This window comes from Bradyrhizobium sp. UFLA05-89, from assembly GCF_059803475.1.
The window spans coordinates 52,099-77,062 of the sequence record NZ_JBANBA010000013.1 but is presented as its reverse complement, the minus strand read 5'-3'; the positions used below and the strand labels follow the sequence as shown (position 1 = coordinate 77,062).

The following is a 24,964-nucleotide window of genomic DNA, read 5'->3' as shown; positions in this document are numbered from 1 at the left end:
ACAAATCCTATTGACCTGCATTTTATAGGATTCAAGTCTGAGATAATGCACCATAGATGTGCGAAAATGCTGGATCAAGGCGCGATCGATTGGGACGACTTCCGCTTCGTGCTGGCCATCGTACGGGGCGGCTCGGTGTCGGCTGCGGCAAAACAGCTCGGCGTGGATCATGCGACCGTGATCCGTCGGGTCGACCGGCTGGAGAAGCATCTCTCGGCAAAACTGTTCGACCGGCGGAAGACGGGCTACCTGCTCACCGAGGCCGGCCAGCGCGTCGCCGACAGCGCGGAGGCGATGGAATCGACCATCGTCGCCAACCAGGAGCAGGTCGGCGGATCGCTGGCGCGGCTGACCGGTACCGTGCGGATCGGCGCGCCCGACGGGTTCGGCACCGCCTTCCTCGCGCCGCGGCTCGCGCCGTTCGCGGACCGGTATCCCGATCTCGATCTGCAACTTGTGGCTACGGCTCGGCTTTTCAGCCTCTCCAAGCGCGAGGCCGACATCGCGATCAGCCTGACCATGCCGAAGGAAGGCCGCATCGTCGGCCGCAAGCTGCTCGACTACCGCCTCGGGCTCTATGCCGCCCCCGCCTATCTCGATCGCTTCCCGGAGATCACCTCGCGCGAAGCTCTGCTACAGCATCGCTTCGTCGGCTACATCGAAGAGCTGCTGTTCACGGCGGAGCTCGATTATCTGCCGCAGGTGTCGCCGAAGATTTCGGCACGTTTCCGCAGCGCCAATCTGATCGCGCAGCTCAACGCCACGCTTGCAGGTTTCGGCATCGCCGTGCTGCCGCATTTCATGGCGGCCGATTATCCGCAGCTCAGGCCGGTGCTGCCTGCGGAGATCTCGATCACCCGCACCTTCTGGATGCTGATGCATGCCGACAGCAAGGACCTCGCGCGGATCCGCGCGGTCGCCGATTACATCTGTGAGATCGTGGAGCGCGAGCGGGCGCTGTTTGCGGGACGGTGAATTGGGGATCTCGTAGGGTAGGCAAAGCGACTTGTCCGCCGTAGCTCGAAGAGCGAAGGCGGAAGCGTGCCCACCTCATTTCTCGCCGGGGGGACAGAAGCTGTGGGCACGGCGCTGACGCGCCTTTGCCCACCGGCATCCCGCCTAGTTCTGCTTCGGCTTCCTGGCCGCCGGTTCACGACGCGCGTTGTCGAGCGCGGTATCCTTGCCGACCTTCAGCACCTCGTCGGACAGCTCGCTCGAGCCGGCAATCCGCGCCAGCAGCATGGTGCCGGCCATCGTCGCAAGCGTCGCGATCGCCTGCTTGCGCGCGGCCCTTCGAGGCACGCCGGTGACGTGATCGGCCAGCATTTCGATCATCTCGTCGAGCTTGCCGGCAAAGGCTTTGCGTGTCTTCGGGCTCTCGCGGGCGATCTCGGCGCCGAGGGCTGGGATCGAGCAGCCATGGCCGGGATCATCGCGGTGCAGCGCGGAGAGATAGCTCTCCGCGATCAGCGGCAGCCGCTTCTCGGGAGCGACCTCGCCGGTCATCTTGCGCCAGTGGTCCATCGAGCGATCCATGGCATAGGCAAAGGCCTCGATCACCAGCGCCTCGCGGGAATCGAAATGCGCATAGAATCCGCCATGGGTCAGGCCCGCCTCCTTCATGAGGTCGGCGACGCCGATGCCGTGGGCCCCCTTCTCGCGCAGCCGCACGGAGGCCTTCCTCACGATGCGGTCGTGGGTTTCCTGCTTGTGTTCCCTGGAATAGCGCATGCTGGTCTCATTGGATGTCGGAAATCATCTAATAACACGCCACTTGCGAAAATGGAGCATTAATTCGCTGTCAGGTTATTGCCGATCATTGCAAAGGTCGCGGTTGCGTGCACCGCAAGGTCGCCCTTGCCATTGCGGACGAAGCCTTCGGTGTAGCTGGTCTGACGTCCGAGCTTGATCACCCTGCCTTCCGCCGAGATCAGTCCCGAGCGTACCGAGAGCGGGCGCAGGAATGTCAGCTTCAGATCGAGGGTGACCGAGCCCTGGCCGGCTTCCAGCCTGGTCGTGATCGCGCAACCCATGGCGGTATCGAGCAGCGCGGCGGCGGTGGCCCCATGCAAAAGCCCGATGGTGTTTTCGAGGTCTTCCCGCGGCTCCAGTTCCATGACGATCCGGCCCGGCTCGACCACCGTCATGATGAAGCCGATCAGCATCGCGAGCGGCGGACCGGGCAGCCGGCCGTCGCGGATCCCCTCCATGACTTCGATCCCGGATAATCCCATCGCAGCCTTGGCGACCGGCCTCGGCGCCTGCCAGCCCACCACCCGCTCGCGCCGCAGCGCAGGCGAAAACAGCTCGAACGTATCGGACGCACTCACGACCGCCTCTTTTATATGACATACATCATACTATAGGGCGGATTTCGTCCTTGGCAACTCGATCTCGCCAGCGCTTGACAAGCCCTGCGTTCGGACCGGAAGTGACGCTGACCCGTGCGCCCCGCACTCGTGTCCACCAACGTTCGAGTTCCCACGATGGAAATGCTCAATGCCCACTGCGGCGTGACGCGCGATGTGCGCGGCGTCGTCCACGTCACGATCTGCAATGCCGGCTCGCTCAACATCTTGAGCTCACCCGTTACTGATGCCATGCGTGACGGCTTGCAGCGCCTCGCCGCCGACCGCAGCATCCGCGTGCTGGTGCTGCGCGGCCAGAGCGAGAAGAGCCTGATCGGGGGCGCCGACATCAAGGAGATGGCGAAGCTCGACCAAGCGTCTGCCGAGGCGTTCATCTGCCGCCTGCGCGATCTCTGCGAAACCGTACGCAACTTCCCTGCCCCTATCATTGCGAGGATGCCGGGTTGGTGTCTCGGCGGCGGGCTCGAGGTCGCGGCGGCCTGCGATTTCCGGATCGCCGCGCATGATGCGCATTTCGGCATGCCAGAGGTCCGCGTGGGCATCCCCTCCGTGATCCATGCGGCGCTGTTGCCGCGCCTGGTCGGCTGGGGCCGTGCGCGCTGGCTGGTGATGACGGCGGAGAATATCGATGCGCCGACGGCGCTGGCCTGGGGCCTTGTCGACAAGGTCGCTCCGGAGGGCGGACTCGACGATGCGGTCGAGCACACGGTGAAGGCGCTGCTCGCCTGCGGCCCCGAAGCGCTGCGATCGCAGAAGGCGCTGCTGCGGCAATGGGAGGAATTGCCGCTGACCGAGTCGGTCAATCTCAGCGTCAAGGCGTTCGGCGAGTCCTTCCTGACGGATGAGCCGACGCGACTAATGCGGGAATTCGTGAATCGGAAGCGGTAAGTCGCCTCCCCCTCGGTGATGTCATGCCCCGCCACCGGGTCTCGCCTTCGGCGAGCCCGATGACAGGCTCCAGCGGGGCATCCAGTACGCCGCGGCCTCTCCAATATCCTTGCGCTGCCTCTGGAATAGTGGATCACCCGCTTTCGCTTTCGCCGGTGATGACGGCGTTGTTTGTGGCGCGGCCGCACGACGAAGGCTAAAAATCTCATCCCACACACGATAATTTGTCATGACTGGCACGGTTGCATTTTTTGCGGCGCATCATATGATGATCGTAATCTTACAACGTCATCCTAGGGAGCCCGCCATGGCCGCCGATCCCGTCGTCATCGTCTCCGCCGCCCGCACCCCGCTCGGCCGCTTCATGGGCGAGCTGTCGCCGCTCGCTGCGCACAAGCTCGGCTCGCACGTGATCTCCGCGGCACTGGAACGCGCCAAGCTGGCGCCCGAGAAGGTCGACGAGGTCTTCATGGGCTGCGTGCTGCCCGCCGGCCAGGGCCAGGCGCCGGCCCGCCAGGCGGCGCGTGCTGCGGGCCTGCCCGATGCCACCGGCGCGACCACCGTCAACAAGGTCTGCGGGTCCGGCATGAAGGCGACCATGCTCGCCCACGACATCATCCGCGCGGGCTCGGCCGACATCGTCGTCTCCGGCGGCATGGAGAGCATGAGCAATGCGCCTTATCTCCTGGCGAAGGCGCGCGGCGGCTACCGCGCCGGCCATGACCGCATCATCGACCACATGATGATGGACGGACTGGAGGACGCCTACGAGACCGGCCGCTCGATGGGCGACTTTGGCGAGGCCACCGCGGAAGCCTATCAATTCACACGCAGGGATCAGGACGCCTTTGCAATGGAGACGCTGAGCCGCGCGCGCAAGGCGGTGGAGAGCGGCGCGTTCAAGGCCGAGATCGCACCGATTACGCTCAGCGAGAAAGCCGGTCCTCGCGTCATCGCCAATGACGAGCATCCGCTGAAGGTCGATCCGGCGAAAATCCCCGGATTGAAGCCGGCGTTCCGCGCCAACGGTACCATTACGCCGGCGGCCTCCTCCGCCAATGCCGACGGCGCGGCCGCGCTCGTGCTGACAAGGCGCGCGCTTGCCGATCGCAACGGCTTGTCGGTGCTGGCCGAGATCAAGGGCCACGCCACCCACAGCCAGGAGCCGCAATGGTTCACCACGGCGCCGATCCCGGCGATCCGCAAGCTGCTGGACAAGATCGGCTGGGGCGTCGATGACGTCGACCTCTTCGAGATCAACGAGGCGTTTGCCGTTGTCGCCATGGCCGCGCAGCGCGATCTCGGCATTCCCAGGGAGAAGCTCAACGTCAATGGTGGCGCCTGCGCGCTCGGCCATCCCATCGGCGCCACCGGCGCGCGGCTGATCGTGACGCTGTTGCATGCGCTGGAGGCGCAGAATCTGAAGCGCGGCGTCGCGGCGCTGTGCATCGGTGGCGGCGAAGCCACCGCGATCGCGGTGGAACGTTTTGTGCGCTAGGCACAATGTCCGAAATTGAGGGAAGTCTGGCATTTTAGCCGCGCCTGATCCGTGGCAAGATGCCAGACTGAAAACAGACCACGCAGATTTCTAACCGACGTGGGGGCCCAATGATTTCGAACTGGCTCGCGGCAGCACTTGGCCGCCGTAACATCCACTACGGCTGGGTGATGGTCGGCGTGACCTTCCTCGCCGCGCTGATCAGCGCCGGCACCGTCGGCGCGCCCGGCGTGTTCATCGTGCCCCTGCAAAAGGAATTCGGCTGGAGCACCGCGGAGATTTCCTCCGCGCTCTCGATCCGCTTCATCCTGTTCGGCCTGATGGCGCCGTTCGCGGCCGCCCTCCTCAACCGCTACGGCCTGCGCAACGTGACACTGACGGCGCAGCTCATCGTCGTCTCGGCGCTGGTGGCTTCGCTCGCGATGACACAGGTCTGGCAGCTCATGCTGCTGTGGGGCGTCGTGATCGGCATCGGCACTGGCATGACCGCGCTGGTGCTCGGTGCCACTATCGCCACGCGCTGGTTCGCCGCGCGGCGCGGCCTCGTGGTCGGCATCATGACCGCGAGCGTTGCCACCGGGCAACTCGTGTTCCTGCCTCTGCTTGCGAGCCTCACCGAACGCTTCGGCTGGCGCCTTGCGCTCAGCTTCGTCTGCGTAATGCTCGGCGTCTCCGCCACCGCCGTGGCGCTCGTGATGCGCGACCGCCCGAGCGATGTGGGCCTGCGCCCGTTCGGCGACGAGGGCAGCGAACCACTGCCCACGCCGCCGGTCAGCCACGCGCCGATCACGGCTGTTGCACTCGGCACGCTGCGCGATGTCTCGACGTCCAGCGCATTCTGGATCCTGTTTGCGACCTTCTTCGTCTGCGGCGCCTCGACCAACGGCCTCGTCCAGGTCCACCTGATCCCGATGTGCCTGGATTTCGGCATCCCGCAGGTGCAGGCGGCGGGCCTGTTAGCTGCGATGGGCATCTTCGACTTCTTCGGCACCATCATGTCCGGCTGGCTGTCCGACCGCTACGACAATCGCTGGCTGCTGTTCTGGTATTACGGCCTGCGCGGGCTCTCACTGGTGTTCCTGCCGTTCAGCGACTTCTCCTTCTACGGCCTGTCGCTGTTTGCGATGTTCTACGGCCTCGACTGGATCGCCACCGTGCCGCCGACGGTGCGTTTGACCGCGCAAAAATTCGGCCCCGAGCGCGCCAATCTGGTGTTCGGCTGGATTTTTGCCGGCCACCAGCTCGGTGCCGGCACCGCCGCCTTCGGCGCCGGCCTGTCGCGGACGCTGCTGGCGAGCTACCTGCCCGCCTTCTTCATCGCCGGCGCACTCTGCGTGTTCGCCGCGCTGATCGTGCTGGCGCTCGCGCGGCATCCAAAGCCCGTGGTGGCGTAAAGGGCCGCCATGCCGCGCTGTCGAAAGTGGCCCATGCAGGGATGACAGCGCGAAAGAGGGCATCGCTCATGGTCGCGGGAGAGAGACGCGAGACCTAGGATCCAACAGCCCGATTTGGCGCTACCTCCACTCTGGCGCTGTAATCCGCCTGCCCAACGGAAAATGGAAAAAGACTGAGGGCGTCTCCGGCGAGAACCGCTTCTCCGGATGTCAGATGATTCAGGCCCACCCATCCATCGCGCATCCAGACCACACCCGGCTGTACGTCGCTGGTGATGCAGGCCTTTGCCGCAAACTCACCCCGGTCGTTGAAGATCCTGATCGCATCGCCGTTGGCGAGCTGGCGCGCCTCTGCATCCGCCGGAGATATCCACAGCTGCGGAGCGACGTTGTGCTTTGCCAGGGACGAAAGCGCTTTGCCCTCGTCGTAGAACGAATGGAAATGTGTAAGCGTTCTTCCGAAGCTCAACGCCAGCGGATAGCGTGAACTTTGGCTAACCTCGTGCACCGGAAGTGCCGGCAGTCCGAGCATTGCTGCTTGTGATGAGTAGAGTTCGATCTTGCCGGACGGCGAATCAAACTTTCGCTCAGCATAGGCGATTGCGGGTACTTGCAGAGGCACAATGCCACCCGCAGCGCGCAGGGAAGCGACCGTCGCGTGGCCGGTCGTCGGATCATTCAGGAGCAGATCGATCACCTCTTCTATCGACGCCCACGGAAAGAAGTCGACGACCCCCAGAGACGTCGCCAGAGATCTCAGGATTTCGTGGATCGGACGGGCCTCTCCCTCGCGATCAAGCGCACGCTCCATCAAATAGAGATGCGTGTTCGTCACCTTGAATCCCAATTCCTCAAGCCAGGCGGTTCCCGGCAACACGACATCCGCGTAGCGCCGCGCGGTCTCGTTCATGAACAGATCGACGCAGACGATCATCTCTGTGTTGTCGAGGCCGCGTGAGATTTCTCCGGCATCGGCGAAAGATGACAGCATGTTCGTGCCCAGGAGCAGCAGAACCTTGAGCTGCCCATTGGACAAGGCCTTTGCAATGTCGGGCATCTGGTTCGGAATGTAGTTGCCCGGCGGGCGCGTCAGACCCGCGCTCAGATGGCGCAGGCTCGCGCTCTGGGCGCCGTGACGTGGCCCAAGACCGCCGCCCGGGACCCCAAATTGGCCGGTCAAAGCCGGCAGGCAGCTGATCGCACGCGCTGCGTGCCAACCGTTGGTACTCTTGTGCATGGAACTGCCGCCGAGCAGGATCATGGCGGGACGCGTGGAAGCGTATGCTCTGGCGAACGCAACTATTTGGCCTTCCTCAAGACCCGTTTCTCCTGCTGCCCATGCGGGGGTGAAGGGCAGCACGTGTGACGAGAGCTCCTCAAATCCAACGGTGTGGGCTCCGACAAACGCGGGGTCATGGAGCTTTTCCGTCACGATGACGTGCATGACGGCCAGTGCGAGGGCGGCGTCCGACCCGGGTCGGATCAGGAGAACCTCATCCGATTGCGCCGCGGCTTCCGTTCTTCTCACATCGATGGTGACAACTTTGGCACCGCGACGCCGCGCCGCGACGATATGGCGGGCCGTATTGGGCTGGCTCGAAATGTTTGAGCCCCAAAGGACGATCATGTTCGAGTTCTCGGCCATGTCCTCCTTGGTATTGACCTTGAGTGCGCCGGACAGGCCAACGCCAAACCCGCCAAGGCCCCAGCAGATCATTGCGGGATGCCAATTCTGACATCCGTACATATTCGCGAACCGCTGCATCAACTGGACTGTTATGGCGCCGCCCGCAGTGAAGCCGCCATGGCCTGCCCACAGGCCGACCGCCTCGGGTCCGACTGACCGCATCCGCTTCGCCATGAAATCCAGCGCCTCGTCCCAACTGACGCGGCGCCAAGTGTCTGTACCGCGGTCATCGCGAATCTGCGGATAAAGAAGACGTTTCGAATTGCCGAATATCTCACTCGTGGCGCGGCCGCGCACGCAGAGAAACCCGGAACTGTCGGGATTATCCTTGTCTCCGCTCAGCGTCTTGAGCCGGCCGCTCTCGACCTCGACCAGCATTCCGCAGAAAGTCGGATGACAATTCATCGGACACATGGTGCGGACAGTCTTCGAATCGACAGCCGACATCACCGGATCCTCCTGGTCCTGCTCTAAAGCGCGATGAGGTAGGCATGAATCGTCATCGCGCTTTAGGTTATTGTTTGAGCATGATCTTTTCGGAAAACCGCTTCACATCATGCTGTAGACTCATCCTATCAGAAGCGGCATGGGCCGGCAGCCCCCAAGCCGGCTTCCCGCGGCAGCCGAAGCCATAGCCGGCCACCCGCGTGAGAGCATGCAGGAACGTCGGCGCTGCCAGGCCTAGTACTTGATCGTCGTGGTCAGCCCGAACACCGCGGCATCGCCGATACGCGAGAGACCGCTCGGATCGTTCGGATTCGGGATGCCACCGGACGGCCGCCACACGTATTGGAAATAGGGCGCGAGCAGCCAGCCCGGCTTGATGTGCGCCTCGTAGATCACCTCGAGCAGGGTCTCATTGCTGCGAACGGGGCTCTGGATGCCGTTGAAAAACTGGGTGTCGACATCGAGGCTACGGGCAGAGCCCGAAATCCGCATATAGGCCATCCCGATTCCGAACCGGTCGAGGGGACGGCCGGGGGTAAAGCCGACGAAGCCGACGCCGCCGTCGAGATAGAGGTCGATCAGGTTGCGGTCCGGCGGGCTGTAGGCGATCCGGCCGAACGCGGTGACACCCGGCAGCGACGCCGAAACCGTCTTCTCGGTCACGCCTGGCGGCCGCCAGAGCGCCTGCTCTACGACCGCGTAGATTCCATAATTGCCGCGCAGCTTTGCCGGAATGCCGCTTCCGGTAGGATCGGCGATAGAAAGGCCCTCGGCTGTTAAGCGCTGACTGTCGAAATCGCCGAAATGATACCAGCCTCCGGGCGTGAAATTGCCGGCGAGCGAGTTTCCACCGACATCGAGACGATAGTCGAAGTGAACCTGCCCGATGACCCATGACGGATCATTGACGCGAAACGCCAGGCCGTGATTGTCACGCAACTGCGGATCGCCGTCGCCGGGCCGCGCCGGATTGCCATTGAACACGGCACCGAAGACGGTGACGTTGTCCGAAACCGCGGCCTTGACGCGAATCCCGGGCACCGCGATCGGCGGCGCCGGCCCGCCGGCCGGCAGGTTGGTGGCCTTGATAGCCGGCCAGCCGAAGGTGCCGTTGATGAAGAGGTCGTCGGTCTCGCTGTCAAAGAATTCGACGTCCGCGGCCTGCTGGCCGGCCCTGATGTTCAACCTGCCATCGAAAAGGCTCTGCTCGAAATAGGCGTTGTAAAGCCTGGTGTCGGGCAGCGCCTCGATCTCGCTGATGGTGGCGAGATTGTAGATGTAGTTGCGCGTCAGCCCGCGCCCGTAGATCTCGAAGGCGTTGGCGTAGAAGCGGCCACCCGTCCAGCCGACGAGCTTGTCGAGGTCGGCGTCAACAGAGAAATCGAAGCGACCGAAATGGATGGCGCCCCGCGCGACGCCTCCGGACACATTGCCGATGTTGTCGCCGATATAAGTGAGGCCGAAATTCAGGCCCTTGTTGGCGAGCCCATCGTGCCAGTCGTTGAACCATTTTGGCGTCAACCATTCGGCCACGGTCTCATCCTTGGCACCGGCGAGCGCGCCCGTGCTTGCCAGCGCGCTGGCAAGACACGCCACCACGATTGCGACCCGACTTCGCAGCGGAGGCATGACTCTGCACATATGGCTGATACCGGCTGGGCGCCCTATTTGAAAATGCCCATGCGCCGCATGAAGACGTAGGCAAGACCGACCGACGCAGCCATCAGGCCCATGGCGTAAAGAAACCCCGTCTCGACGTCGGTGAGCGGCAACCCCTTCGTGTTCATGCCGAACACGCCGGTGATCAGCGTCGGCGGCAGCAGCAGCGTCGTCACGATGGACAGGGTGTGGAGATGGCGGTTGCTCTCCTCCTCGGTCTTGAAGTGCAGCTCTTCCTCGAGGAGACGGCTGCGCTCACGCAGCTCGACGATGTCGTGGTCAAGGCCATCGAGGCGCTGAGCGAGCTTGGCGGCGTGAAGCCGTAGACCCGGCGGGATATTCTCCGGGCTCTTCAGGTCGAGGCGGTGAAACAGGATGCGCAGGCCCGTGAGCTGCCGATGCAGCCGGACGCAGGTGCGACGAAGCCGGCTCAGGCTGCGGCGCATCTCCGGCTTGGCCTCATCGGCGGCGATACGCTCCTCGATGCCGTCGATGTCCTGGCCGATCTTGTCGGCCATGCGGTCCATGGTGTCGGCGACCTCGTCGACGATCTTCTCCAGAAGCGCCGCGACATTCTCGACGCGGTAGCCGCCCTCCAGCACCCGCCGCGCCGCGTCCGCCGAACACAGCGCCTGATGGCGGCCGCTGACAAGAAGCCGCTCCGTCATCGCAAAGCGCAGGAACGCAGTTTCCTCGGTCGGGCTCTCGATGTCGCGCACGAGGTCGGAAAACACGCCGTAGACGCAGTCATCGATGACATGGAGCTGCTGAAACGTGTCCTTGGACAGGAGCAGATCGCGCGCAAGCTGCGGCAGGCTGGACTCGGCGACCCAGGGCCGCGACCGCGCATCAGTCAGATTGAAATGCAGCCAGAGGCGGCCGTCATGCGTGAACTCGATCGGTTTGTCGATCGGCAGAGCCTCCGCGCTGCCGTCGCCGTGGAGGCGAAAGGCCCATACCAATCCCGGAATAGCGGATGCGGCATCCGAGAACGCGCTGACGATCTTTGCCGGCTCAGCCATGGCCAACCCCACGGTCAAACGATGTGATTTCTCCCGGCTGGCCAATGCCGCCCGCCGGGACCCGCGGGTACTCAAATACGTGTGTGTTACAGCTTGATGATGGGCCGCCCTACTCCGCCGCGAGACCCGTCGCGGCCGCGGCTTCCTTGACATAATCATGCACGACGCGGCCGAACGGCAGGGTCAGGTCGGCGATGTAGTGATGCGCGCCGACCACGCGTCGGACCGGGAAGTCCGCAACCGGCGCATTGACGTGGGGCACGAGGTGCAGCCGACCGGGCCCCATCCAGGAGCCCTTCGGAACGATGTCGGTGAGGTTGATCGCGACGAGCTGGCAGACCTCAAGATGGCCATCGACGCCCGGGATCATCTTCAGATTGATTTGCGTCTTCGACAGTGTCGCACGGGTGAGATCGCCGTTGCCGGCCATGCTCTCGTGCTTGTAACCCATCGTGCCCATGGCGACGAGCTGACCGGCATATTCCAGCGTGCCGGTCAGCGTGTCCTTGACGATCTCGAGCTTGGGATGGGCGTACTTCTTGGGAAAGCCCCAGATTTCGCGGCCCGCGGCGATCGGCGGATCGTCGTCGAGATACATCTGCGAGACGAAGTTGACCTCTTCGCCATGCAGGCGCGCCGGGATCACCAGGCCGGACTCGGTGTAGCTGCCGAAGCCGGAGGAATCCGGCATCCTGATCCACTCATAATGCACGATCGGCTGGTCGATCGGCTCCAGCGGCTCAGGCAGGCCACCGCGGATCAGATCCGGATCGGTCTCGTAGGTGATGACGAGAAATTCGCGGTTGATGAAGCTATACGGACCGGCGGGATAGCTGGGTCCGGCGGCCGGCATGGACGGGAGTCTCAGAACGTCTTCCCTGCGCATCGCTGATCTCCTGTGTGACGCTAATGTGATGTCCGCCTGGCAGCTACAAGCCTAACGCGAATTGCTAGCCGTCGTCATTGACTGCGGTGTGATGGATTTCCGTCAGGCGCGTGACCCTCCTGTCATGTCAGGCGCGACTGACCTGCATGCCCACGACGCATCGGCACCGCAACTGTCATCACGCCGTCACTGCCGGGCGCAATTGCTTGTTGTTCAAGCATGATCTTGTCGGAAGACCGCTGCGCACTTTTCCGGATCATGCTTGCCAGGAGACAGCGCCATGGACGCCCGCACGTCGCAACCGACTTATCAGACACATCAGCCTGCCTCGCGGGGCTGGCGGCCCGAGCGCTGCGATCGCGTCGCGCTGGTGCTGCAAGGCGGCGGCGCGCTCGGCGCCTATCAGGCTGGCGTCTATCAGGCGCTGCACGAGGCCGGCATCGAGCCGGACTGGGTCTGTGGCGTCTCGATCGGCGCGATCAACTCCGCCATCATCGCGGGCAACAAGCCGGAGAAGCGGCTCGATCAGCTCCGCATTTTCTGGGAGCGCATCACCAACCGCAAGATCTGGCACTACACACCGGATGGCGACGTCTTCCGCCAGTGGCGCAACCTCACCAGCGCGTGGATGACCTCGGCGATGGGGCAGCCCGGCTTCTTCACTCCGCACCAGGTCAATCCCTGGTTCAGCCCGGTCGGCGCCAGGACGGCGACCAGCTATTACGACACGACGCCTTTGCGCGACAGCCTGCGCGAGCTCGTCGACTTCGACCTGATCAACGAAAAAAGGATCCGCTTCGCGGTCGGCGCCGTGAACGTGCTGTCCGGCAACTTCATCTATTTCGACAATGCCCACGACGAGATCGAGCCCGAGCACATCATGGCCTCCGGCGCGCTGCCGCCGGCGCTGCCCATGGTCAGGATCGGCACCGATCATTTCTGGGACGGCGGCATCGTCTCCAACACGCCGCTCCAGCACCTGCTCGACCAGGAAGACGATCTCAACTCGCTGGTGTTCCAGGTCGACCTGTTCAGCGCGCGCGGCGTGCTGCCGCGCTCGATCCAGGACGTGATGGCCCGCCACAAGGACATCATGTATTCCTCGCGCACGCGCCACAACACCGACGTCTATCGCCGGACGCACAATCTGAAGGCCATGCTCTACAAGGCGCTGGCGAAGCTTCCCGACGAGCAATTGTCCGAGGATGAGCGCAAGCTCAAGGCGAACCTGCGTAACATGCCCGAGATCGCGATCCTGCATTTGATCTATCAGCAGAAGGCCTATGAGGGCGACGCCAAGGACCACGAATTCTCAGGTACCTCGATGCGCGAGCACTGGACGAGCGGCTACGAGGACACCAAGCGCACGCTGAAGCGCCGCGACTGGATCAAGATGCCCGAGGAAGGCATGGGTCTCGTCGTCCACGACGTGCACCGGGAGACGGAGAGCGCGTAAGGCCTGAAACTGCCTTCGCGCGTGCAGGAGCGCGCCCCCTTCGGGGACGCTCCGACCAAAAGTGTGAAAACAACCCCATGCACAGTAGCCGACGGCCGGCGGGGACGACTTTCGTATTTTACGAAATCAAGTGACACGTCGGGCAAATCAGGGGTATTATGGCATCATAGGGCATTGCGCATGACGCTCTTGCCCTAGGGCCCCACTTCCACATCAAGCGTCCTTGCCTGGGCGTCCGCGACGGGCGGTGCACGACACGAAGTCCAGCGGGTCGCTGGCGAGCACCTCGATTTCCGCCCGCTCCAAAGGCGTCAGCGCGGATCCGAAGCCGGGATCGGCCAGGCGCTGGCGCAAGACGGCGATGGCGGCCTGGTGGTCCGAGTTGGCATACGCCGTTGTTGCAACCATCAGACCAGGTTCGCCGAAGAAGCGATGAATGACCTCGCCCATACTTTTTCGATTCTTGAAATATTGCAGGATCATGGCATCCCGGCCGGCAGGAGACGACGCTCCGTTCACGAGTCGGGCGGTCGAGACGCTCACATCCAGATAGCGCGGCAGCGAGATCGTTTCGCCGGCCTTTGGCACCTCCGTGACGTAATGGAGGCCACGATCGCCAACCGTATAGCTGTCGGTCTGAAAGCACCGTGCCCGCCGGACTTCGGCGATCTGCTCATCCGCGGTCGGAACATTGCTGAACGTGCCGTTCGGCCGTCTCTTGACCCCGCTCTCCTGGGGGCCAAAGGGGATATCCGGCTGCAATTTCTTCATCAGCGTTACGAGAATGCCGGCATCGGAACTGCGGGCCGCGAGCATGTTCTCGATCGCTTCCTGGTCGCATCCAGCCGGCGGCGCACTCCTGAGCCCCAAGGCCCCGCCGATTCCCTGTCTCTGGCAACGCGCCCCCTCGCCTACCGCCGCGAAAAAGGTTCGCAGCGACCCGGGGTCGAGGGCCCGCACGAGCGCGGAGGGCCTGGTGAGGTCGGCGCTGTGGGCCCACAGAAACAGGCAGATCGCGGCGACTGCGCCAACCGTCATCTCGCGCGTCAGCCCGAGCCGATTGAAATTGGCATCGAATGATGCCGGCGAGGTCGCGAGACTGGCCTCGCGCAGTGAACCGCGCAGACCCGTGACGTCGAAAGCGGATGCCGACCTGCGACCGAAGCTGGCCGCGGCACGAATTTCCTGCGGCCTTGTGTCGCGCCGCGCAGGCGCGATCAGGGCCATCGAACCTGTGACGGAGACGATCGCCGCGATCCGCTCGGCGATCGTGGGATGCGTGGCGAAAGCTCCCTTGTGCGCGCCATCGATCATCATGGCGTCCTGGCCGGCCGCGAGGCCCGGTATTGCACTGCGCCCCTCGATGCGTTGCAGCGCCGAGACGAGCGCGGCAGGATTCTGGGTCAGCCGGACGGCTTCTGCATCGGCGATGAATTCGCGTGCCGACGCTATCAGCAGCCGCACGAGGTGACTTCCGTCATGCGCCAGACGGTGCAGGAACCAGAAGATGAGAATGAGCACAACCATTATCGGAAATACCAGAGCCAAAACCGGCAGTGCGAGAGCCTGCGAGATCCGGTTGGCCTGCATCCAATTGCTGCGAGGCTGCAACAGGCTCAGCGTATCGAGGCAGACGTTCGTAGCCGCGATCAGCCGGATGTCTCCGTTGACCACGTGCATGATTTCATGCGCAGCGACCGCCGCGAGCTCATCGTCGTCAAGTGCGTCGATCAGGCCCTTGGTGAAGACCAGCACGGCATCCTTCTGCCGGATGCCGCAGGCAAACGCGTTCAGCGCCGGACTGTCGATGACGGCGACATAGGGGGTCGGCAGGCCGGCCGCGATCGTCAGCGGTTCGACGATACGGCAGAGCCGCGGCTCGTCCTGATCGTCCACGAAGCGAAATTCCGTTCTTCGCCTGATGGTGCGGACGTGCCATGCCATCTGCACCGCAAACAGCAAGGCGCCGACGATCGTGACGACCGGCACCCAGCGGATGAAATAGCCGGTCCATCCATAGAGCGGCGCATGCTCCGGATCGTGCATGGCCAACGGCAACAGCAGCGCCAGCATGGCAAGCAGGTGAAACGCCAGCACAAAGCCCGCGAAGAGCAACAGCGAGCGCGCGTCATTGCGACTGACGTGGCCGTAGAGCCCGTTCACCGGCATGGCGAATCCCCGTATTTCGATCAGAATTTGACCGCGAGAGGTTCGTCGATCAGAACGCGTTCGATACCGAGATCGTAGGGCGTGCGCGCGTCCATCTTGAACAGACGGCCGATATAGCTGCCGGGAAACTGGCGCAGCGTGGTGGCGTATTCTTCGACGGCGAGGTTGTAGAAGCGGCGCGAGGCGGTGATGCGGTTTTCGGCGTCGACGAACTCGCGCCGCAGCTCGGCGAAGTGGGTGGACGCCTTGAGCTCTGGAAAGTGCTCGGCCATGCCGATCAGGGCGTTGATGTTTTGCGTCAGATTGTTCTCGGCGCTGAGCCGCACGTCCGGGCCGGCTGCAGAGAGCGCTTCGGCGCGGGCCTTCGTAACGCCGAGCAGAATGTCGCTTTCATGTTTGACGAAACCGCGCACCGTCTCGACCAATGGCGGGATCAGATTGTGGCGATGCTTGAGATGAACGTCGATGTCGCCGAACGCAGTTTCGCAGCGCTGATCGAGCGCGACCAGACGATTATGCGTCGCATAGGCGACGTAGGCAGGTATCGCAATCGTCATCAATAATGTCGCCAGGCAAATAAAAATGACCGTCAATAGCATGACCCGCTCTCCCTTGGGGTGCATCCCAAGGTAGCGTCAGGCGGTTGCGGAAACGTTGCAAAGAACAGCTAAAATTTGCTGAAAAGCATAAGGCCACCTTAAATGGATCGGGTGTCTACTCGACGCGGATTTTCACACAGGGGTTTTGTCCATGGCTGAATCGATTTTCGCGCGTGTGTCCCGTCTGCTCTCGGCGACCGTCGAGGACACTGTCGACCGTATGGAGCAGGCCGGCAGCGATGCCGTGATGCGCGAGGCGATCCGCGAGGCGGATCGTGCGATCGATCAGGTGAAAGCGGAGCTCGAATCCACGATGGCGCGCCGGCTGCAGGCCGCCCGTCAGCAGAAGATGCTCGGCGAGCGTGTCGAGGAGCTCACCGCCAAGGCCCAGTTCGCCGTGAACCAGCAGAGGGATGATCTGGCCGAAGCCGCGTTGTCCCGCCAGATCGATTTCGAAGCACAGGCCAAGAAGCTGGACGCCGTGCAGGAACAGGCGCGTGAGCTGGAGAAGCGTCTGGAAGACAGTCTCGCCGCGCTGCACGCCCGCAAGCGTCAGATGGAGGACACCCTGCAGGCCTTCCTGATTTCGCGGCAGCAGGCTGCGCTTGGCGGCGATGGCCCGGCTCAGCCCAACCGCTCCGCAGAGAAGAAGCTCGATGCGGCCGAACAGGCCTTTGATCGCGCCATGGTCGGGGCCGGCGGCGTAGGTTTCACTCGCACCGACGCCAGCACGATCAACCGCGTCGCCGAGATTGATGGCATGCAGAAGAGCGCGACGGTGGCCGAGCGGCTGGCCGCGCTGAAAGCCGGTCAGGCCGCCTGATGATCCGCAAACCGCCAGCATCATGGGATCGGATCGACGAAGGCGCAGCCGTCAGAACGATCCGCACAGCTTCCGCCGTCGCGACCACGGGCGTCGGCGTCGCGCGTCGCAGCGGACAGGCCGTCATTGGCCTGATCTGTTTCTTCTTTGCAATCATGTGGGGCTTTGCCGCGATTGGCTCCGGCCTCGGGGGCAGTTTTCCAAGCCTGATCGGCATTGGAGCGATGGCTGCCTTCATGTTCTGGCGGGGCCGTCGCGCTTTCGCGAAAGCGCGGGGCGAGTAAAGTTCAATCGCCGTCAGAACGAAGTTTTCCGTGGCGCAACAGCCTTTTGCGTCACGGCCTGATCGTCATGTTCGCCGGCGGGCCCGGCGTCCTCAGCGGCTCCGCCAGCCGCGCGAACTCGCACAGCAGGGACCGCGTCTTGCGGGGGTCGATGATCTCCTCGACCCAGAACTTTTCGGCGGAGCGGAACGGCGAGCGCAGCTTGTTGAGGCGGTCCTCGATCTCCTTCAGCTTCGCCACTTTGTCCTCGGCCGCGTCGATGTCGGCGCGATAGGCCGCCTCGATGCCGCCTTCGAGCGGCAGCGAGCCCCAATAGGCCGACGGCCATGCATAGCGGATCGAGAAGCGATCGGCCGGCTGATGCACGACGCCGGCTACGCCAAAGGCGTTGCGCAGGATCACCGTGCACCAGGGAACCGTGGTCTGATTGACCGCGGCCATGGCGCGCACGCCGTGGCGGATCGTGGCCGCTTTCTCGGCGTCCAGCCCGATCATGAAGCCCGGGCAATCCATGAGATAGACGATCGGCAGATGGAAGGTTTCCGCAAAATCGACCCAGCGCACCACCTTCTGGCAGGCATCCGCGGTCCACGAGCCGCCATAGTGGAAGGGATCGCTGGCGAGCAGCATCACCGCCCTGCCCTCGAGCCGCGCGAGGCCAACGATGACCGGCTTGCCGAAATTGCTGGCGACCTCGAAGAACGAGCCCTTGTCGACGACGGACTCGATGATGGGACGCATCTTGTAGACCTGCCGCCGACTCCGCGGCACGGCCTTCGTCAAGCCTTCGTCAGTACGTTCCGGGTCATCATGGCAAGGCAGCGTCGGCGGCAATTCGTAGACCGACGCCGGCAGATAGGACAGGAAGCGCCGCGCGCAGGCGAACGCCTCAGCCGCAGTCTCGACGGCATGATCGACCGCGCCAGCGCGGGTCTGGATTTCGGCGCCGCCGAGATCCTGCTTGGACAAATCCTGCCCGAGCCGCTTCACCACCGGCGGGCCCGCGACGAACATCGCGGACGCTTTGGTCATGATGGAGTAGTGGCTGGCGGCAAGCCGCGCGGCGCCGAGGCCTGCGACCGAACCGAGCCCCAGCGCCACGACCGGCACGCGCGCAAGGTTCTCCGTCGTGAAGCGGTACCAGCGCGTGCCGCCGATACCGCCCGGCAGGTTTGCCGCGCCCTTGGTCTCGATCGTCTTGACCGAGCCGCCGCCGCCGGAGCCTTCGATGATGCGGATGATGGGCAGACGGAAGTCGTGCGCCATCTCCTCCGCCATCAGTGGCTTGGCGGAGATCGACGCATCCGCCGAGCCGCCGCGCACGGTGAAATCGTCGCCGACCACCACAACGGTGCGGCCGTCGACCCTGGCGCGGCCGAACACGCAGTTGGCCGGCGTCACATGCTTGAGCTCGCCATGCGCATCGTATTCACCGATGCCGGAGACGGCACCGATTTCGTGAAAGCTGCCTTTGTCGATCAGCCCGTCGATACGCTCCCGAACAGTCAGCCGGCCCTGGTCATGCTGTCGCTTGACCTTGTCAACGCCGCCCATCTCCCGCGCGAAGGCTTCGCGCCGGGCGAGCTCGTCGAGTTCCGGCTTCCAGTTCATTCAGTCCCTCCGGCGCGATCGGCTTGTTATTGTTTCGCACGGCCATCGCGATCGGCTTGCGCTCGAGACGGTTGTTGAGGAAGTCGCCCTCGGCGCCTTCGAGCAGGTCGCCGACCGCCTTGCCGAGCTTGACCATCAGCGGCGCGACCTCGCTGTGCAGCCGCTCCTCGTCATACATCGCCGCCAGGAGGCCGATCGTGACCACCACGACGGTCTGATATTGCGGCGACCACATCGGTACCGCGACGCCATTGATGTGCGGGCTCCACAGGCCGCAGGTCACGACATAACCGTGCTCGCGCAGGAACTGGCGATTGGCCTCGATGCGCGGTTTCAGCAGCCGGGCCGCCTCCGGCGCCTCCCGCTCCATTTCCGCAACCAGGGCATCGCCGATCTCCGGCTGCAGCGCCGCCGTATAAGCGGCGCCCGCGGCGGTCGAGGCCATCGCGATCCGGCTGCCGGTTCCTTCGTGCAAACCGAGCGCGCTCGCCGAGCGGGCAAACTCGAGATAGACCAGATGGAACCGATCGGGGATGACGAAGCCCACCGTTCCCGGCAATTGCTCGGCGACATCCTCTAGCCGCAGGCGAATGAGGTTGCGCAGCTGCGCGCCCTTCATCATCGAGGCGCCCATCGCGACCGCGCTCGGCCCAATCCGGTATTTCTGATCGCGCGGCAGGTACACGAGCTGCCCCATGCGCGTCAGCGTGTGCGTGAGCCGCGACACCGTCGAGCGCGGCAGGCCGCAGCGGTTGGAGATTTCGAGATTGCCGAGCCGCGCCTCGTGGCCCTCGAAGCATCGCAACACATCGAATGCGCGCGATACCACCTGGATGACATCACTTTCGCCAGCTTCGCCAGCGAGCACGCCTTGCCTACTCAACCGCTCAGAACGTCGTCCCATGTTCCCTACCACTGTGTTTCGCTCTGCGGAATTAAATTCCGCTTGAAGGACACGCTACCTCAGGCATCTTGCGACGACAACAAAAAGGCGATTGGCATGCCAGAAATTAAGATCGTCACGGAAGTCGCAGGACGCATCTGCGCGATTCCCGTCGAAGTTGGGAAAAGCGTCGCGGATGGCGACGACGTTGCATTCGTCGAAGCCATGAAGATGGAGATCCCGGTGCCCTCACCTTCGGCAGGCACGATCACATCGCTCCTCGTCAAGCTTGACGACGTCGTCGCCGAAGGCCAGGCGATCGCGATCATCGCGAGCTGAGGCCACGATCAGCATCGCGATCGCGGCAATCTGCTCGAACTGAAGGACGAAATCTTTCGTCGAGTCGCTAGTGACCGAATTTCCGGCGGCTCAGCGCACTTCCGGACGGGTTGCATGCGCCCTGATGGCGTTGCACAAGGAGGGTATGACACCGCTATCATCGCCAGCCAGCGCCTGGACACAATCGAAGCCGCCTCTGCTGCGGTTCCTCGACACTTGCCACGCCGAATTCGCCGCGGAGCCCTCCGGCGCGGTCGCCGACTACATCCCCGAACTCAGCAAGGCCGATCCTGCCCATTTCGGCATCAGTCTCGCGACGCTGGATGGCCATGTCTACGAAGTCGGCGACAGCCGGGTGCCCTTCACCATCCAGTCGATGTCAAAGCCGTTCGTGTTCGCACTGGCGCTCGACATGCTGGGCGCGGCGCGGGTCGAGAGCGCGATCGGCGTCGAGCCCTCCGGCGATCCCTTCAACTCGATCCGGCTCAATGCCGAGAACCACCCGTTCAACCCGATGGTCAATGCCGGCGCGATCGCCTGCACCGGGCTGATCCACGAGGGCAAGAGCGAGGCAGCGTTCGAGGAGATCCGAAGGGCGCTCGGCCGCTTTGCCGGCCGCGAGCTTGATGTCGACGAGTCCGTCTACACGTCCGAAAGCCAGACCGGCGACCGTAACCGTGCCATTGCCTATCTTCTCAAGACCAATGCGGTCATCACGGATAATGTCGCTGAAGTGCTCGACGTCTATTTCAGGCAATGCGCCGTGCTCGTCACGGCGCGCGACATCGCAGTGATGGCGGCGACGCTCGCCAATCGCGGCGTCAATCCGGTCACCGGCGAGCAGGTGATGACACCTTACGCGATCTCGCGGACGCTGTCCGTGATGACGTCGTCGGGGATGTACGATTATGCCGGCGAATGGATCTACCGGATCGGCATCCCCGCCAAGAGTGGCGTCGGTGGAGGCATCCTCGCGGCCCTCCCCGCTCGGCTCGGCCTCGGTAGCTATTCGCCGAAGCTCGACAAGCACGGCAACAGCGTGCGCGGCATCAAGGTCTGCGAGGCACTGTCTTCTCACTATGACCTGCACATGCTCAACCGTAGCGACGACGCACGCAACGCGATCATCGCGGACTATCACATCGGTCAGAGCCCATCCCGCCGCGTCCGTCGCCTCGGGGAACGCGAGATCCTCGCAGCGCACGAGGACGAGGTCCGGGTCATCGAGCTCGTCGGCACCTTGTCGCTCTCGGCCGTCGATTACGTCTCGCGGCGGCTCGCCGCGCAGCCGCGGCCGCAGCTCGTGATCTTCGACCTGCACCGCGTCACCTCGACGACGCGCGCTGGCGCGCGGCTCGTGGCGGAGGCCTTCGAAGATCTCGCGGCGCTGAACGTCACCGTGGTCCTCTCCGGCGTCCAGCGCAGCTCGCGGGAATGGACCGCACTTCGCGAATGGACGGCAACGCTGAAGAACGTTCGCGACTTCTACCTGCTCGACACCGCGATCGAATGGGCTGAAGACCAGATCGTCTATCGCTATGGCGGAGCGATCGATTTTCACGAGACCACGGAACTGGTCGAGCAGCCGCTGCTTGCGGGCCTCGATGAGGAAGAGTTAGCCGACCTCGGCTCGCTCTGCACGATCCGCACCTATCAGACCGGCGCGAAGATCGTCGCGGCCGGCGATCCCGCCGATTCCCTGTTCTTCCTGCGCAGCGGCGCCGTGCACGTCACGCTGCCCGACGGCGTTCGCCTGGCAACGCTGACGGCCGGGATGGCCTTCGGCGAGATGGCGCTGCTGGAATCGACCCGCTCCGCCGATGTACTGGCCGACATGGCGGCGACCGCCTTCGAGGTGCCGCTGAAGGATTTCGAGCGTTTTCGTCAGCAGCATCCGCACGCCAGCGAGCGCATCATGCGTAACCTCGCACAGCTCCTCGCCGACCGGCTGATCGTCGCCAACACCAAGGTGGATATCCTGACGTCGACGTAAGGCTGCTCAGGATTGTCGGGCACGTGTTTCTCGGCCGCCATCCATCGGCCTCACCCGCTTCCAGAGGGGCCCCTCAGGAAGAGGTCCGTCTGATTGGTCGCACGGAAGCAATCGTCTAGCGGCTCGCCGCCTCACGCAGGCGCCGGTTGACCTTGGCTGCGCTTGCTTCAAGCAATTCGGATGGCTTCTGGCCAGTCGCCGCGCACAGGCATGCCCAGTAATAGATGACGTCGCCGAGCTCATCGACGAGACCCGCCTGATCGAGCCAACTATCGCGCAGCAGCTTCTTGATGTGCTCGGCGACTTCGCCGGATTCGCCGGCGAGACCAAGACCGAGATAGGACAACCGCTCGTTCGACGGATGTTCATCGACTTTCGCAACCGTTGCGGCCCAGGCCGCATATTCATCGATTGTCATCGGCAATCCTCAACGGTTCTTTCGGATCAGCCTACGACCTCCGTCACCGGCTGGAGGTCGATCTCGAACGTCTCAAGAAATTTCGACGTCATGATGTAGAAGCCGACCGCAAGCTGCAACTCGACCAGCGCACCCGGTGTGAGCTTTGCGGCGATTGCCCTGAAGGTCGCGTTCGTCGGCTTGTTCAGCTTGACGATCTCGTCCGTAAAGGCGAGCGCCGCGCGCTGCGTCTCGGTAAAGCATGTCGCCGCCTGCCAGTCGGAGAGCGCCTCATTCTGCTCGTCGGTGACGCCGACATTCTTGCCGATGCGCCTGTGCGCGATGACTTCGTACGGCGCGTCGCAGAGAATTCCGGTCCGTGTGATCGCAAGCTCCCGCACGATCGGGTCAAGCTCGCCCCGGCTCCGGATCGCGCCGCCCAGCCGGCAGTACTGCACGAAATAATCGGGCGAATGCGACATCATGCGAAAGATATTGGCGTTGCGATTCTTGGCCAGGATATCGCGCGTGCGCTCGGACGCCTTGGAAGGATCGGCGTAGTCGATACGGGCCATCAGCCACCTTGCGTATTGGTCTTGTTGCGGTTTTTGCCGGCAGTTTCTCGAGACTATTCTTGCACCGACGCAAGAGCAACATCATCGAGTCAAATTGCCGCCGTATTGCTGAACGACCTTGCAACCGTCGATATTCGCCGCGTGGGGACAAATCGCAGCGAATACTCGAGGTGGGGTGTTCCGAGTAAAAAATATGACCGTCGTTTGCGCAGCGCGCGCAACGATGAGTCACGCCCAAGTCTAGGGAGTAAACCGCATGAAGGTAGCCACCAGGAGGGCGGCCTCGGAAGCGTTCGCGCATATGCTGGCGGTGACGGCGATGCTCGTCATCGCCAGCATATTGTTCTACGGGCGCTGAAAGAAATTTCGTCGTTCCGGGGTGGTGCGTACGGGACTGCGCGAAGCGCGCGGCCCGGTAACCAGACCCAGAATTCCGTTCCAGGTTCGGTCCGTTCGACCGCCCCCGAATGACGAAAACCAGTAGCTAAACTTTGGTGAAAAACGGCACGAGCTTCCCGGCAAACGAAGCGAACTGCGCGGTGACCTCGTCGCCGATCGCAAGATCCTTCCCACCGTGAGCCATCATGCGAAAGCCCTCGACACAGTCGACGAGCAGGATGTTGTAGGGCACATGCACGCGCGACTCCGGCGTGGCCGCGCGGCAGACGAGCGTCGTTGCATAGACCCTGCCCAAGCCGCTCGCGCGATGCTCCCGCGGATCAGGCGCACCACACGCCGCACAGAAGGCGCGATGGAAATACTGCACGCCGCCGCACGATCCGCAGCATTGATAGACGATCGCCGCCTCGCCCTTGGTCCAGTCCGCAATTCGCGCGCTCATCGCACCCGCTCCAGGAACATGCTGACATGCGAGGACAACACGCCGCCATCTCCATGCAGCAGCGCGATCGAGGCGTCGCGGACCTGACGATTGCCTGCTCGCCCGGTCATCTGGAGATGCGTTTCGACCAGATGCGCCATCGCGCCGCCGACGCCGCAATGGCCGTAGCTGAGGAGTCCGCCATGGGTGTTGAGCGGCATGCGTCCGTCGCGGCTGAAATATCCGGACCGCACGCGCGCGGCGGCTTCGCCGCGTCCGGCAAGTCCGAGGTCTTCGAGCAGCATCGCAAGTGTGATGGTGAAGCTGTCATAGACTGCGGCATACCGCACATCCGATATCGCAAAGCCTGAGGCCTGTTTCGCGCGCGCAATCGAAATCTCGGCGCCGAGCTCACTGAGCGCCGGAGCTGCAGTGACATGCTGATGGGTATGCGCCTGGGCGCAGCCGCGGATCCGCACGCCGGCTTCGCCTGTCCGCTCGCGGCTGATCACGAACGCGGCGCCGCCGTCGGACACTGGGCAGCAATCGAGGAGTTTTAACGGCAGCGCCACGGGCTTGGATGCCATCACGTCGGCAACCGTGACCGGCTCATGGAATTGCGCGCCGGGATGGGTGCAGGCGTGCGCGCGCATCAGCACGGCGAACTCCGCAAGATCCTCCTCGGTCACACCGTACTCGTGCATATAACGGGACGCGACGAGGCCGTAATAGGCGGGGATGGTCGGGCCGAGCGGCACCTCGTAATCGGGATGACCGACCTGCGCCAAGGCCCGGATCGAGGCATCGCGGCTCTGTCCGGTCAGACGGTTCTCCCCGGCGACAACGAGCACATGCCGAACCACGCCGGCCTCGACCAGGTGATGGGCGAGCATGGTCATCGCGAGCCCGGTCGCGCCGCCGACCTGCACGGCGTGGGCGTAGCTCGGACGGATGCCGAAATGCTCGGCGAAGACGGTTGCCAGCATGATGTGCGGCGACACCGTCGAATAGCCGCAGAGGACGCCGTCGATCTCAGGTCGTACCAGCCCGGCATCGTCGAGTGCAAGCTGGGCCGCGCGGCTCATCAGGTCGAGCGAGGATGAGCCTTCGTGCTTGCCGTAAGGCGTAAGCCCGACGCCGGTGACGAAGCTCATGGCGCTCTCTC

General features: G+C 63.7%; 23 protein-coding genes. 9 read left to right on the top strand and 14 right to left on the bottom strand.

Features of this window, described 5'->3' with window-relative positions:
* Positions 1–66: 66 nt before the first annotated feature.
* Positions 67–975 carry a LysR family transcriptional regulator gene (locus SO139_RS09810; protein ID WP_449382274.1) on the top strand — a complete coding sequence of 303 codons (909 nt, stop codon included), beginning with the start codon at positions 67–69 and terminating at the stop codon, positions 973–975.
* Between the two features lie 144 nt (positions 976–1,119).
* On the opposite strand, the gene SO139_RS09805 is transcribed toward SO139_RS09810, so the two are convergent.
* Complete coding sequence (locus SO139_RS09805; protein ID WP_449382275.1) at positions 1,120–1,731, bottom strand: TetR/AcrR family transcriptional regulator; 612 nt, start codon at positions 1,729–1,731, stop codon at positions 1,120–1,122.
* A gap of 59 nt (positions 1,732–1,790) precedes the next feature.
* On the bottom strand, positions 1,791–2,330 hold the full coding sequence (locus SO139_RS09800) for a PaaI family thioesterase (RefSeq protein WP_449382276.1): 540 nt from the start codon (positions 2,328–2,330) through the stop codon (positions 1,791–1,793).
* Between the two features lie 156 nt (positions 2,331–2,486).
* Between SO139_RS09800 and SO139_RS09795 the strand changes: the two genes are divergently transcribed.
* The 3 genes from SO139_RS09795 (at position 2,487) to SO139_RS09785 (ending at position 6,149) form a co-directional block, all read left to right on the top strand.
* On the top strand, positions 2,487–3,257 hold the full coding sequence (locus SO139_RS09795; RefSeq protein ID WP_449382277.1) for an enoyl-CoA hydratase: 771 nt from the start codon (positions 2,487–2,489) through the stop codon (positions 3,255–3,257).
* Between the two features lie 307 nt (positions 3,258–3,564).
* Positions 3,565–4,755, top strand: coding sequence for an acetyl-CoA C-acyltransferase (locus SO139_RS09790; protein WP_449382278.1), 1,191 nt, complete (start codon positions 3,565–3,567; stop codon positions 4,753–4,755).
* Positions 4,756–4,865: 110 nt separating this feature from the next.
* Positions 4,866–6,149, top strand: a complete 1,284-nt coding sequence (locus tag SO139_RS09785) for an MFS transporter (RefSeq protein ID WP_449382279.1) — start codon at positions 4,866–4,868, stop codon at positions 6,147–6,149.
* A gap of 94 nt (positions 6,150–6,243) precedes the next feature.
* Here the strand turns inward: SO139_RS09785 and SO139_RS09780 are convergent, their stop codons facing one another.
* The 4 genes from SO139_RS09780 to SO139_RS09765 form a co-directional block, all read right to left on the bottom strand.
* Positions 6,244–8,283 (bottom strand): molybdopterin-containing oxidoreductase family protein, encoded by a 2,040-nt coding sequence (locus SO139_RS09780; RefSeq protein ID WP_449382280.1) that lies wholly within the window; start codon positions 8,281–8,283, stop codon positions 6,244–6,246.
* Positions 8,284–8,517: 234 nt separating this feature from the next.
* Entirely contained in the window at positions 8,518–9,912 is a 1,395-nt protein-coding gene (locus SO139_RS09775) for a carbohydrate porin (protein WP_449382281.1), read from the bottom strand.
* 35 nt (positions 9,913–9,947) lie between these two features.
* A complete protein-coding gene (locus SO139_RS09770; protein WP_449382282.1) occupies positions 9,948–10,964 on the bottom strand; it encodes a transporter in 1,017 nt (338 codons plus the stop codon).
* A gap of 109 nt (positions 10,965–11,073) precedes the next feature.
* Positions 11,074–11,850, bottom strand: a complete 777-nt coding sequence (locus tag SO139_RS09765) for an acetoacetate decarboxylase (protein ID WP_449382283.1) — start codon at positions 11,848–11,850, stop codon at positions 11,074–11,076.
* Positions 11,851–12,130: 280 nt separating this feature from the next.
* On the opposite strand from SO139_RS09765, the gene SO139_RS09760 reads away from it, so the two are divergent.
* Positions 12,131–13,306 carry a patatin-like phospholipase family protein gene (locus tag SO139_RS09760; protein WP_474797062.1) on the top strand — a complete coding sequence of 392 codons (1,176 nt, stop codon included), beginning with the start codon at positions 12,131–12,133 and terminating at the stop codon, positions 13,304–13,306.
* Between the two features lie 213 nt (positions 13,307–13,519).
* On the opposite strand, the gene SO139_RS09755 is transcribed toward SO139_RS09760, so the two are convergent.
* Together SO139_RS09755 and SO139_RS09750 are read right to left on the bottom strand one after the other, a co-directional pair.
* Positions 13,520–15,475: a M48 family metalloprotease gene (locus tag SO139_RS09755; RefSeq protein WP_449382284.1), complete on the bottom strand. Its 1,956-nt coding sequence runs from the start codon at positions 15,473–15,475 to the stop codon at positions 13,520–13,522.
* A gap of 20 nt (positions 15,476–15,495) precedes the next feature.
* A complete protein-coding gene (locus tag SO139_RS09750; protein ID WP_449382285.1) occupies positions 15,496–16,032 on the bottom strand; it encodes a LemA family protein in 537 nt (178 codons plus the stop codon).
* A 193-nt stretch (positions 16,033–16,225) separates the two neighbouring features.
* On the opposite strand from SO139_RS09750, the gene SO139_RS09745 reads away from it, so the two are divergent.
* Both SO139_RS09745 and SO139_RS09740 read left to right on the top strand, forming a co-directional pair.
* Positions 16,226–16,897 (top strand): PspA/IM30 family protein, encoded by a 672-nt coding sequence (locus SO139_RS09745; protein ID WP_449382286.1) that lies wholly within the window; start codon positions 16,226–16,228, stop codon positions 16,895–16,897.
* Positions 16,897–17,181, top strand: a complete 285-nt coding sequence (locus SO139_RS09740; RefSeq protein ID WP_449382287.1) for a hypothetical protein — start codon at positions 16,897–16,899, stop codon at positions 17,179–17,181. Before SO139_RS09745 ends, SO139_RS09740 begins: the two co-directional genes overlap by 1 nt.
* A gap of 51 nt (positions 17,182–17,232) precedes the next feature.
* On the opposite strand, the gene SO139_RS09735 is transcribed toward SO139_RS09740, so the two are convergent.
* Together SO139_RS09735 and SO139_RS09730 are read right to left on the bottom strand one after the other, a co-directional pair.
* Complete coding sequence (locus tag SO139_RS09735) at positions 17,233–18,792, bottom strand: acyl-CoA carboxylase subunit beta (RefSeq protein WP_449382288.1); 1,560 nt, start codon at positions 18,790–18,792, stop codon at positions 17,233–17,235.
* Positions 18,722–19,696 (bottom strand): IclR family transcriptional regulator, encoded by a 975-nt coding sequence (locus tag SO139_RS09730; RefSeq protein WP_449382289.1) that lies wholly within the window; start codon positions 19,694–19,696, stop codon positions 18,722–18,724. Before SO139_RS09730 ends, SO139_RS09735 begins: the two co-directional genes overlap by 71 nt.
* Before the next feature lie 90 nt (positions 19,697–19,786).
* Between SO139_RS09730 and SO139_RS09725 the strand changes: the two genes are divergently transcribed.
* On the top strand, positions 19,787–20,014 hold the full coding sequence (locus tag SO139_RS09725) for an acyl-CoA carboxylase biotin carboxyl carrier protein subunit (protein WP_449382297.1): 228 nt from the start codon (positions 19,787–19,789) through the stop codon (positions 20,012–20,014).
* Positions 20,015–20,159: 145 nt separating this feature from the next.
* Positions 20,160–22,007 (top strand): glutaminase A, encoded by a 1,848-nt coding sequence (glsA, locus tag SO139_RS09720; RefSeq protein WP_449382290.1) that lies wholly within the window; start codon positions 20,160–20,162, stop codon positions 22,005–22,007.
* 115 nt (positions 22,008–22,122) lie between these two features.
* On the opposite strand, the gene SO139_RS09715 is transcribed toward glsA, so the two are convergent.
* The 4 genes from SO139_RS09715 to SO139_RS09700 form a co-directional block, all read right to left on the bottom strand.
* A complete protein-coding gene (locus SO139_RS09715; protein WP_449382291.1) occupies positions 22,123–22,425 on the bottom strand; it encodes a nucleoside triphosphate pyrophosphohydrolase family protein in 303 nt (100 codons plus the stop codon).
* Positions 22,426–22,451: 26 nt separating this feature from the next.
* Positions 22,452–22,979, bottom strand: a complete 528-nt coding sequence (locus tag SO139_RS09710; protein WP_449382292.1) for a carboxymuconolactone decarboxylase family protein — start codon at positions 22,977–22,979, stop codon at positions 22,452–22,454.
* Between the two features lie 484 nt (positions 22,980–23,463).
* Positions 23,464–23,820 carry a Zn-ribbon domain-containing OB-fold protein gene (locus SO139_RS09705; protein ID WP_449382293.1) on the bottom strand — a complete coding sequence of 119 codons (357 nt, stop codon included), beginning with the start codon at positions 23,818–23,820 and terminating at the stop codon, positions 23,464–23,466.
* Positions 23,817–24,953: a thiolase family protein gene (locus SO139_RS09700; protein WP_474797061.1), complete on the bottom strand. Its 1,137-nt coding sequence runs from the start codon at positions 24,951–24,953 to the stop codon at positions 23,817–23,819. Before SO139_RS09700 ends, SO139_RS09705 begins: the two co-directional genes overlap by 4 nt.
* Positions 24,954–24,964 lie beyond the last annotated feature (11 nt).

Bases quoted from the DNA above. Each gene is read 5' to 3' on its own strand.
- SO139_RS09710 (WP_449382292.1), bottom strand. From the start codon at position 22,979: ATGGCCCGTATCGACTACGCCGATCCTTCCAAGGCGTCCGAGCGCACG.
- SO139_RS09755 (WP_449382284.1), bottom strand. From the start codon at position 15,475: ATGCCGGTGAACGGGCTCTACGGCCACGTCAGTCGCAATGACGCGCGC.
- SO139_RS09775 (WP_449382281.1), bottom strand. From the start codon at position 9,912: ATGCCTCCGCTGCGAAGTCGGGTCGCAATCGTGGTGGCGTGTCTTGCC.
- SO139_RS09790 (WP_449382278.1), top strand. From the start codon at position 3,565: ATGGCCGCCGATCCCGTCGTCATCGTCTCCGCCGCCCGCACCCCGCTC.
- SO139_RS09795 (WP_449382277.1), top strand. From the start codon at position 2,487: ATGGAAATGCTCAATGCCCACTGCGGCGTGACGCGCGATGTGCGCGGC.
- SO139_RS09785 (WP_449382279.1), top strand. From the start codon at position 4,866: ATGATTTCGAACTGGCTCGCGGCAGCACTTGGCCGCCGTAACATCCAC.
- SO139_RS09780 (WP_449382280.1), bottom strand. From the start codon at position 8,283: ATGTCGGCTGTCGATTCGAAGACTGTCCGCACCATGTGTCCGATGAAT.
- SO139_RS09745 (WP_449382286.1), top strand. From the start codon at position 16,226: ATGGCTGAATCGATTTTCGCGCGTGTGTCCCGTCTGCTCTCGGCGACC.
- SO139_RS09765 (WP_449382283.1), bottom strand. From the start codon at position 11,850: ATGCGCAGGGAAGACGTTCTGAGACTCCCGTCCATGCCGGCCGCCGGA.
- SO139_RS09760 (WP_474797062.1), top strand. From the start codon at position 12,131: ATGGACGCCCGCACGTCGCAACCGACTTATCAGACACATCAGCCTGCC.
- SO139_RS09740 (WP_449382287.1), top strand. From the start codon at position 16,897: ATGATCCGCAAACCGCCAGCATCATGGGATCGGATCGACGAAGGCGCA.
- SO139_RS09805 (WP_449382275.1), bottom strand. From the start codon at position 1,731: ATGCGCTATTCCAGGGAACACAAGCAGGAAACCCACGACCGCATCGTG.
- SO139_RS09770 (WP_449382282.1), bottom strand. From the start codon at position 10,964: ATGGCTGAGCCGGCAAAGATCGTCAGCGCGTTCTCGGATGCCGCATCC.
- SO139_RS09810 (WP_449382274.1), top strand. From the start codon at position 67: ATGCTGGATCAAGGCGCGATCGATTGGGACGACTTCCGCTTCGTGCTG.
- SO139_RS09715 (WP_449382291.1), bottom strand. From the start codon at position 22,425: ATGACAATCGATGAATATGCGGCCTGGGCCGCAACGGTTGCGAAAGTC.
- SO139_RS09705 (WP_449382293.1), bottom strand. From the start codon at position 23,820: ATGAGCGCGCGAATTGCGGACTGGACCAAGGGCGAGGCGGCGATCGTC.
- SO139_RS09750 (WP_449382285.1), bottom strand. From the start codon at position 16,032: ATGACGATTGCGATACCTGCCTACGTCGCCTATGCGACGCATAATCGT.
- SO139_RS09735 (WP_449382288.1), bottom strand. From the start codon at position 18,792: ATGAACTGGAAGCCGGAACTCGACGAGCTCGCCCGGCGCGAAGCCTTC.
- glsA (WP_449382290.1), top strand. From the start codon at position 20,160: ATGACACCGCTATCATCGCCAGCCAGCGCCTGGACACAATCGAAGCCG.
- SO139_RS09730 (WP_449382289.1), bottom strand. From the start codon at position 19,696: ATGGGACGACGTTCTGAGCGGTTGAGTAGGCAAGGCGTGCTCGCTGGC.
- SO139_RS09700 (WP_474797061.1), bottom strand. From the start codon at position 24,953: ATGAGCTTCGTCACCGGCGTCGGGCTTACGCCTTACGGCAAGCACGAA.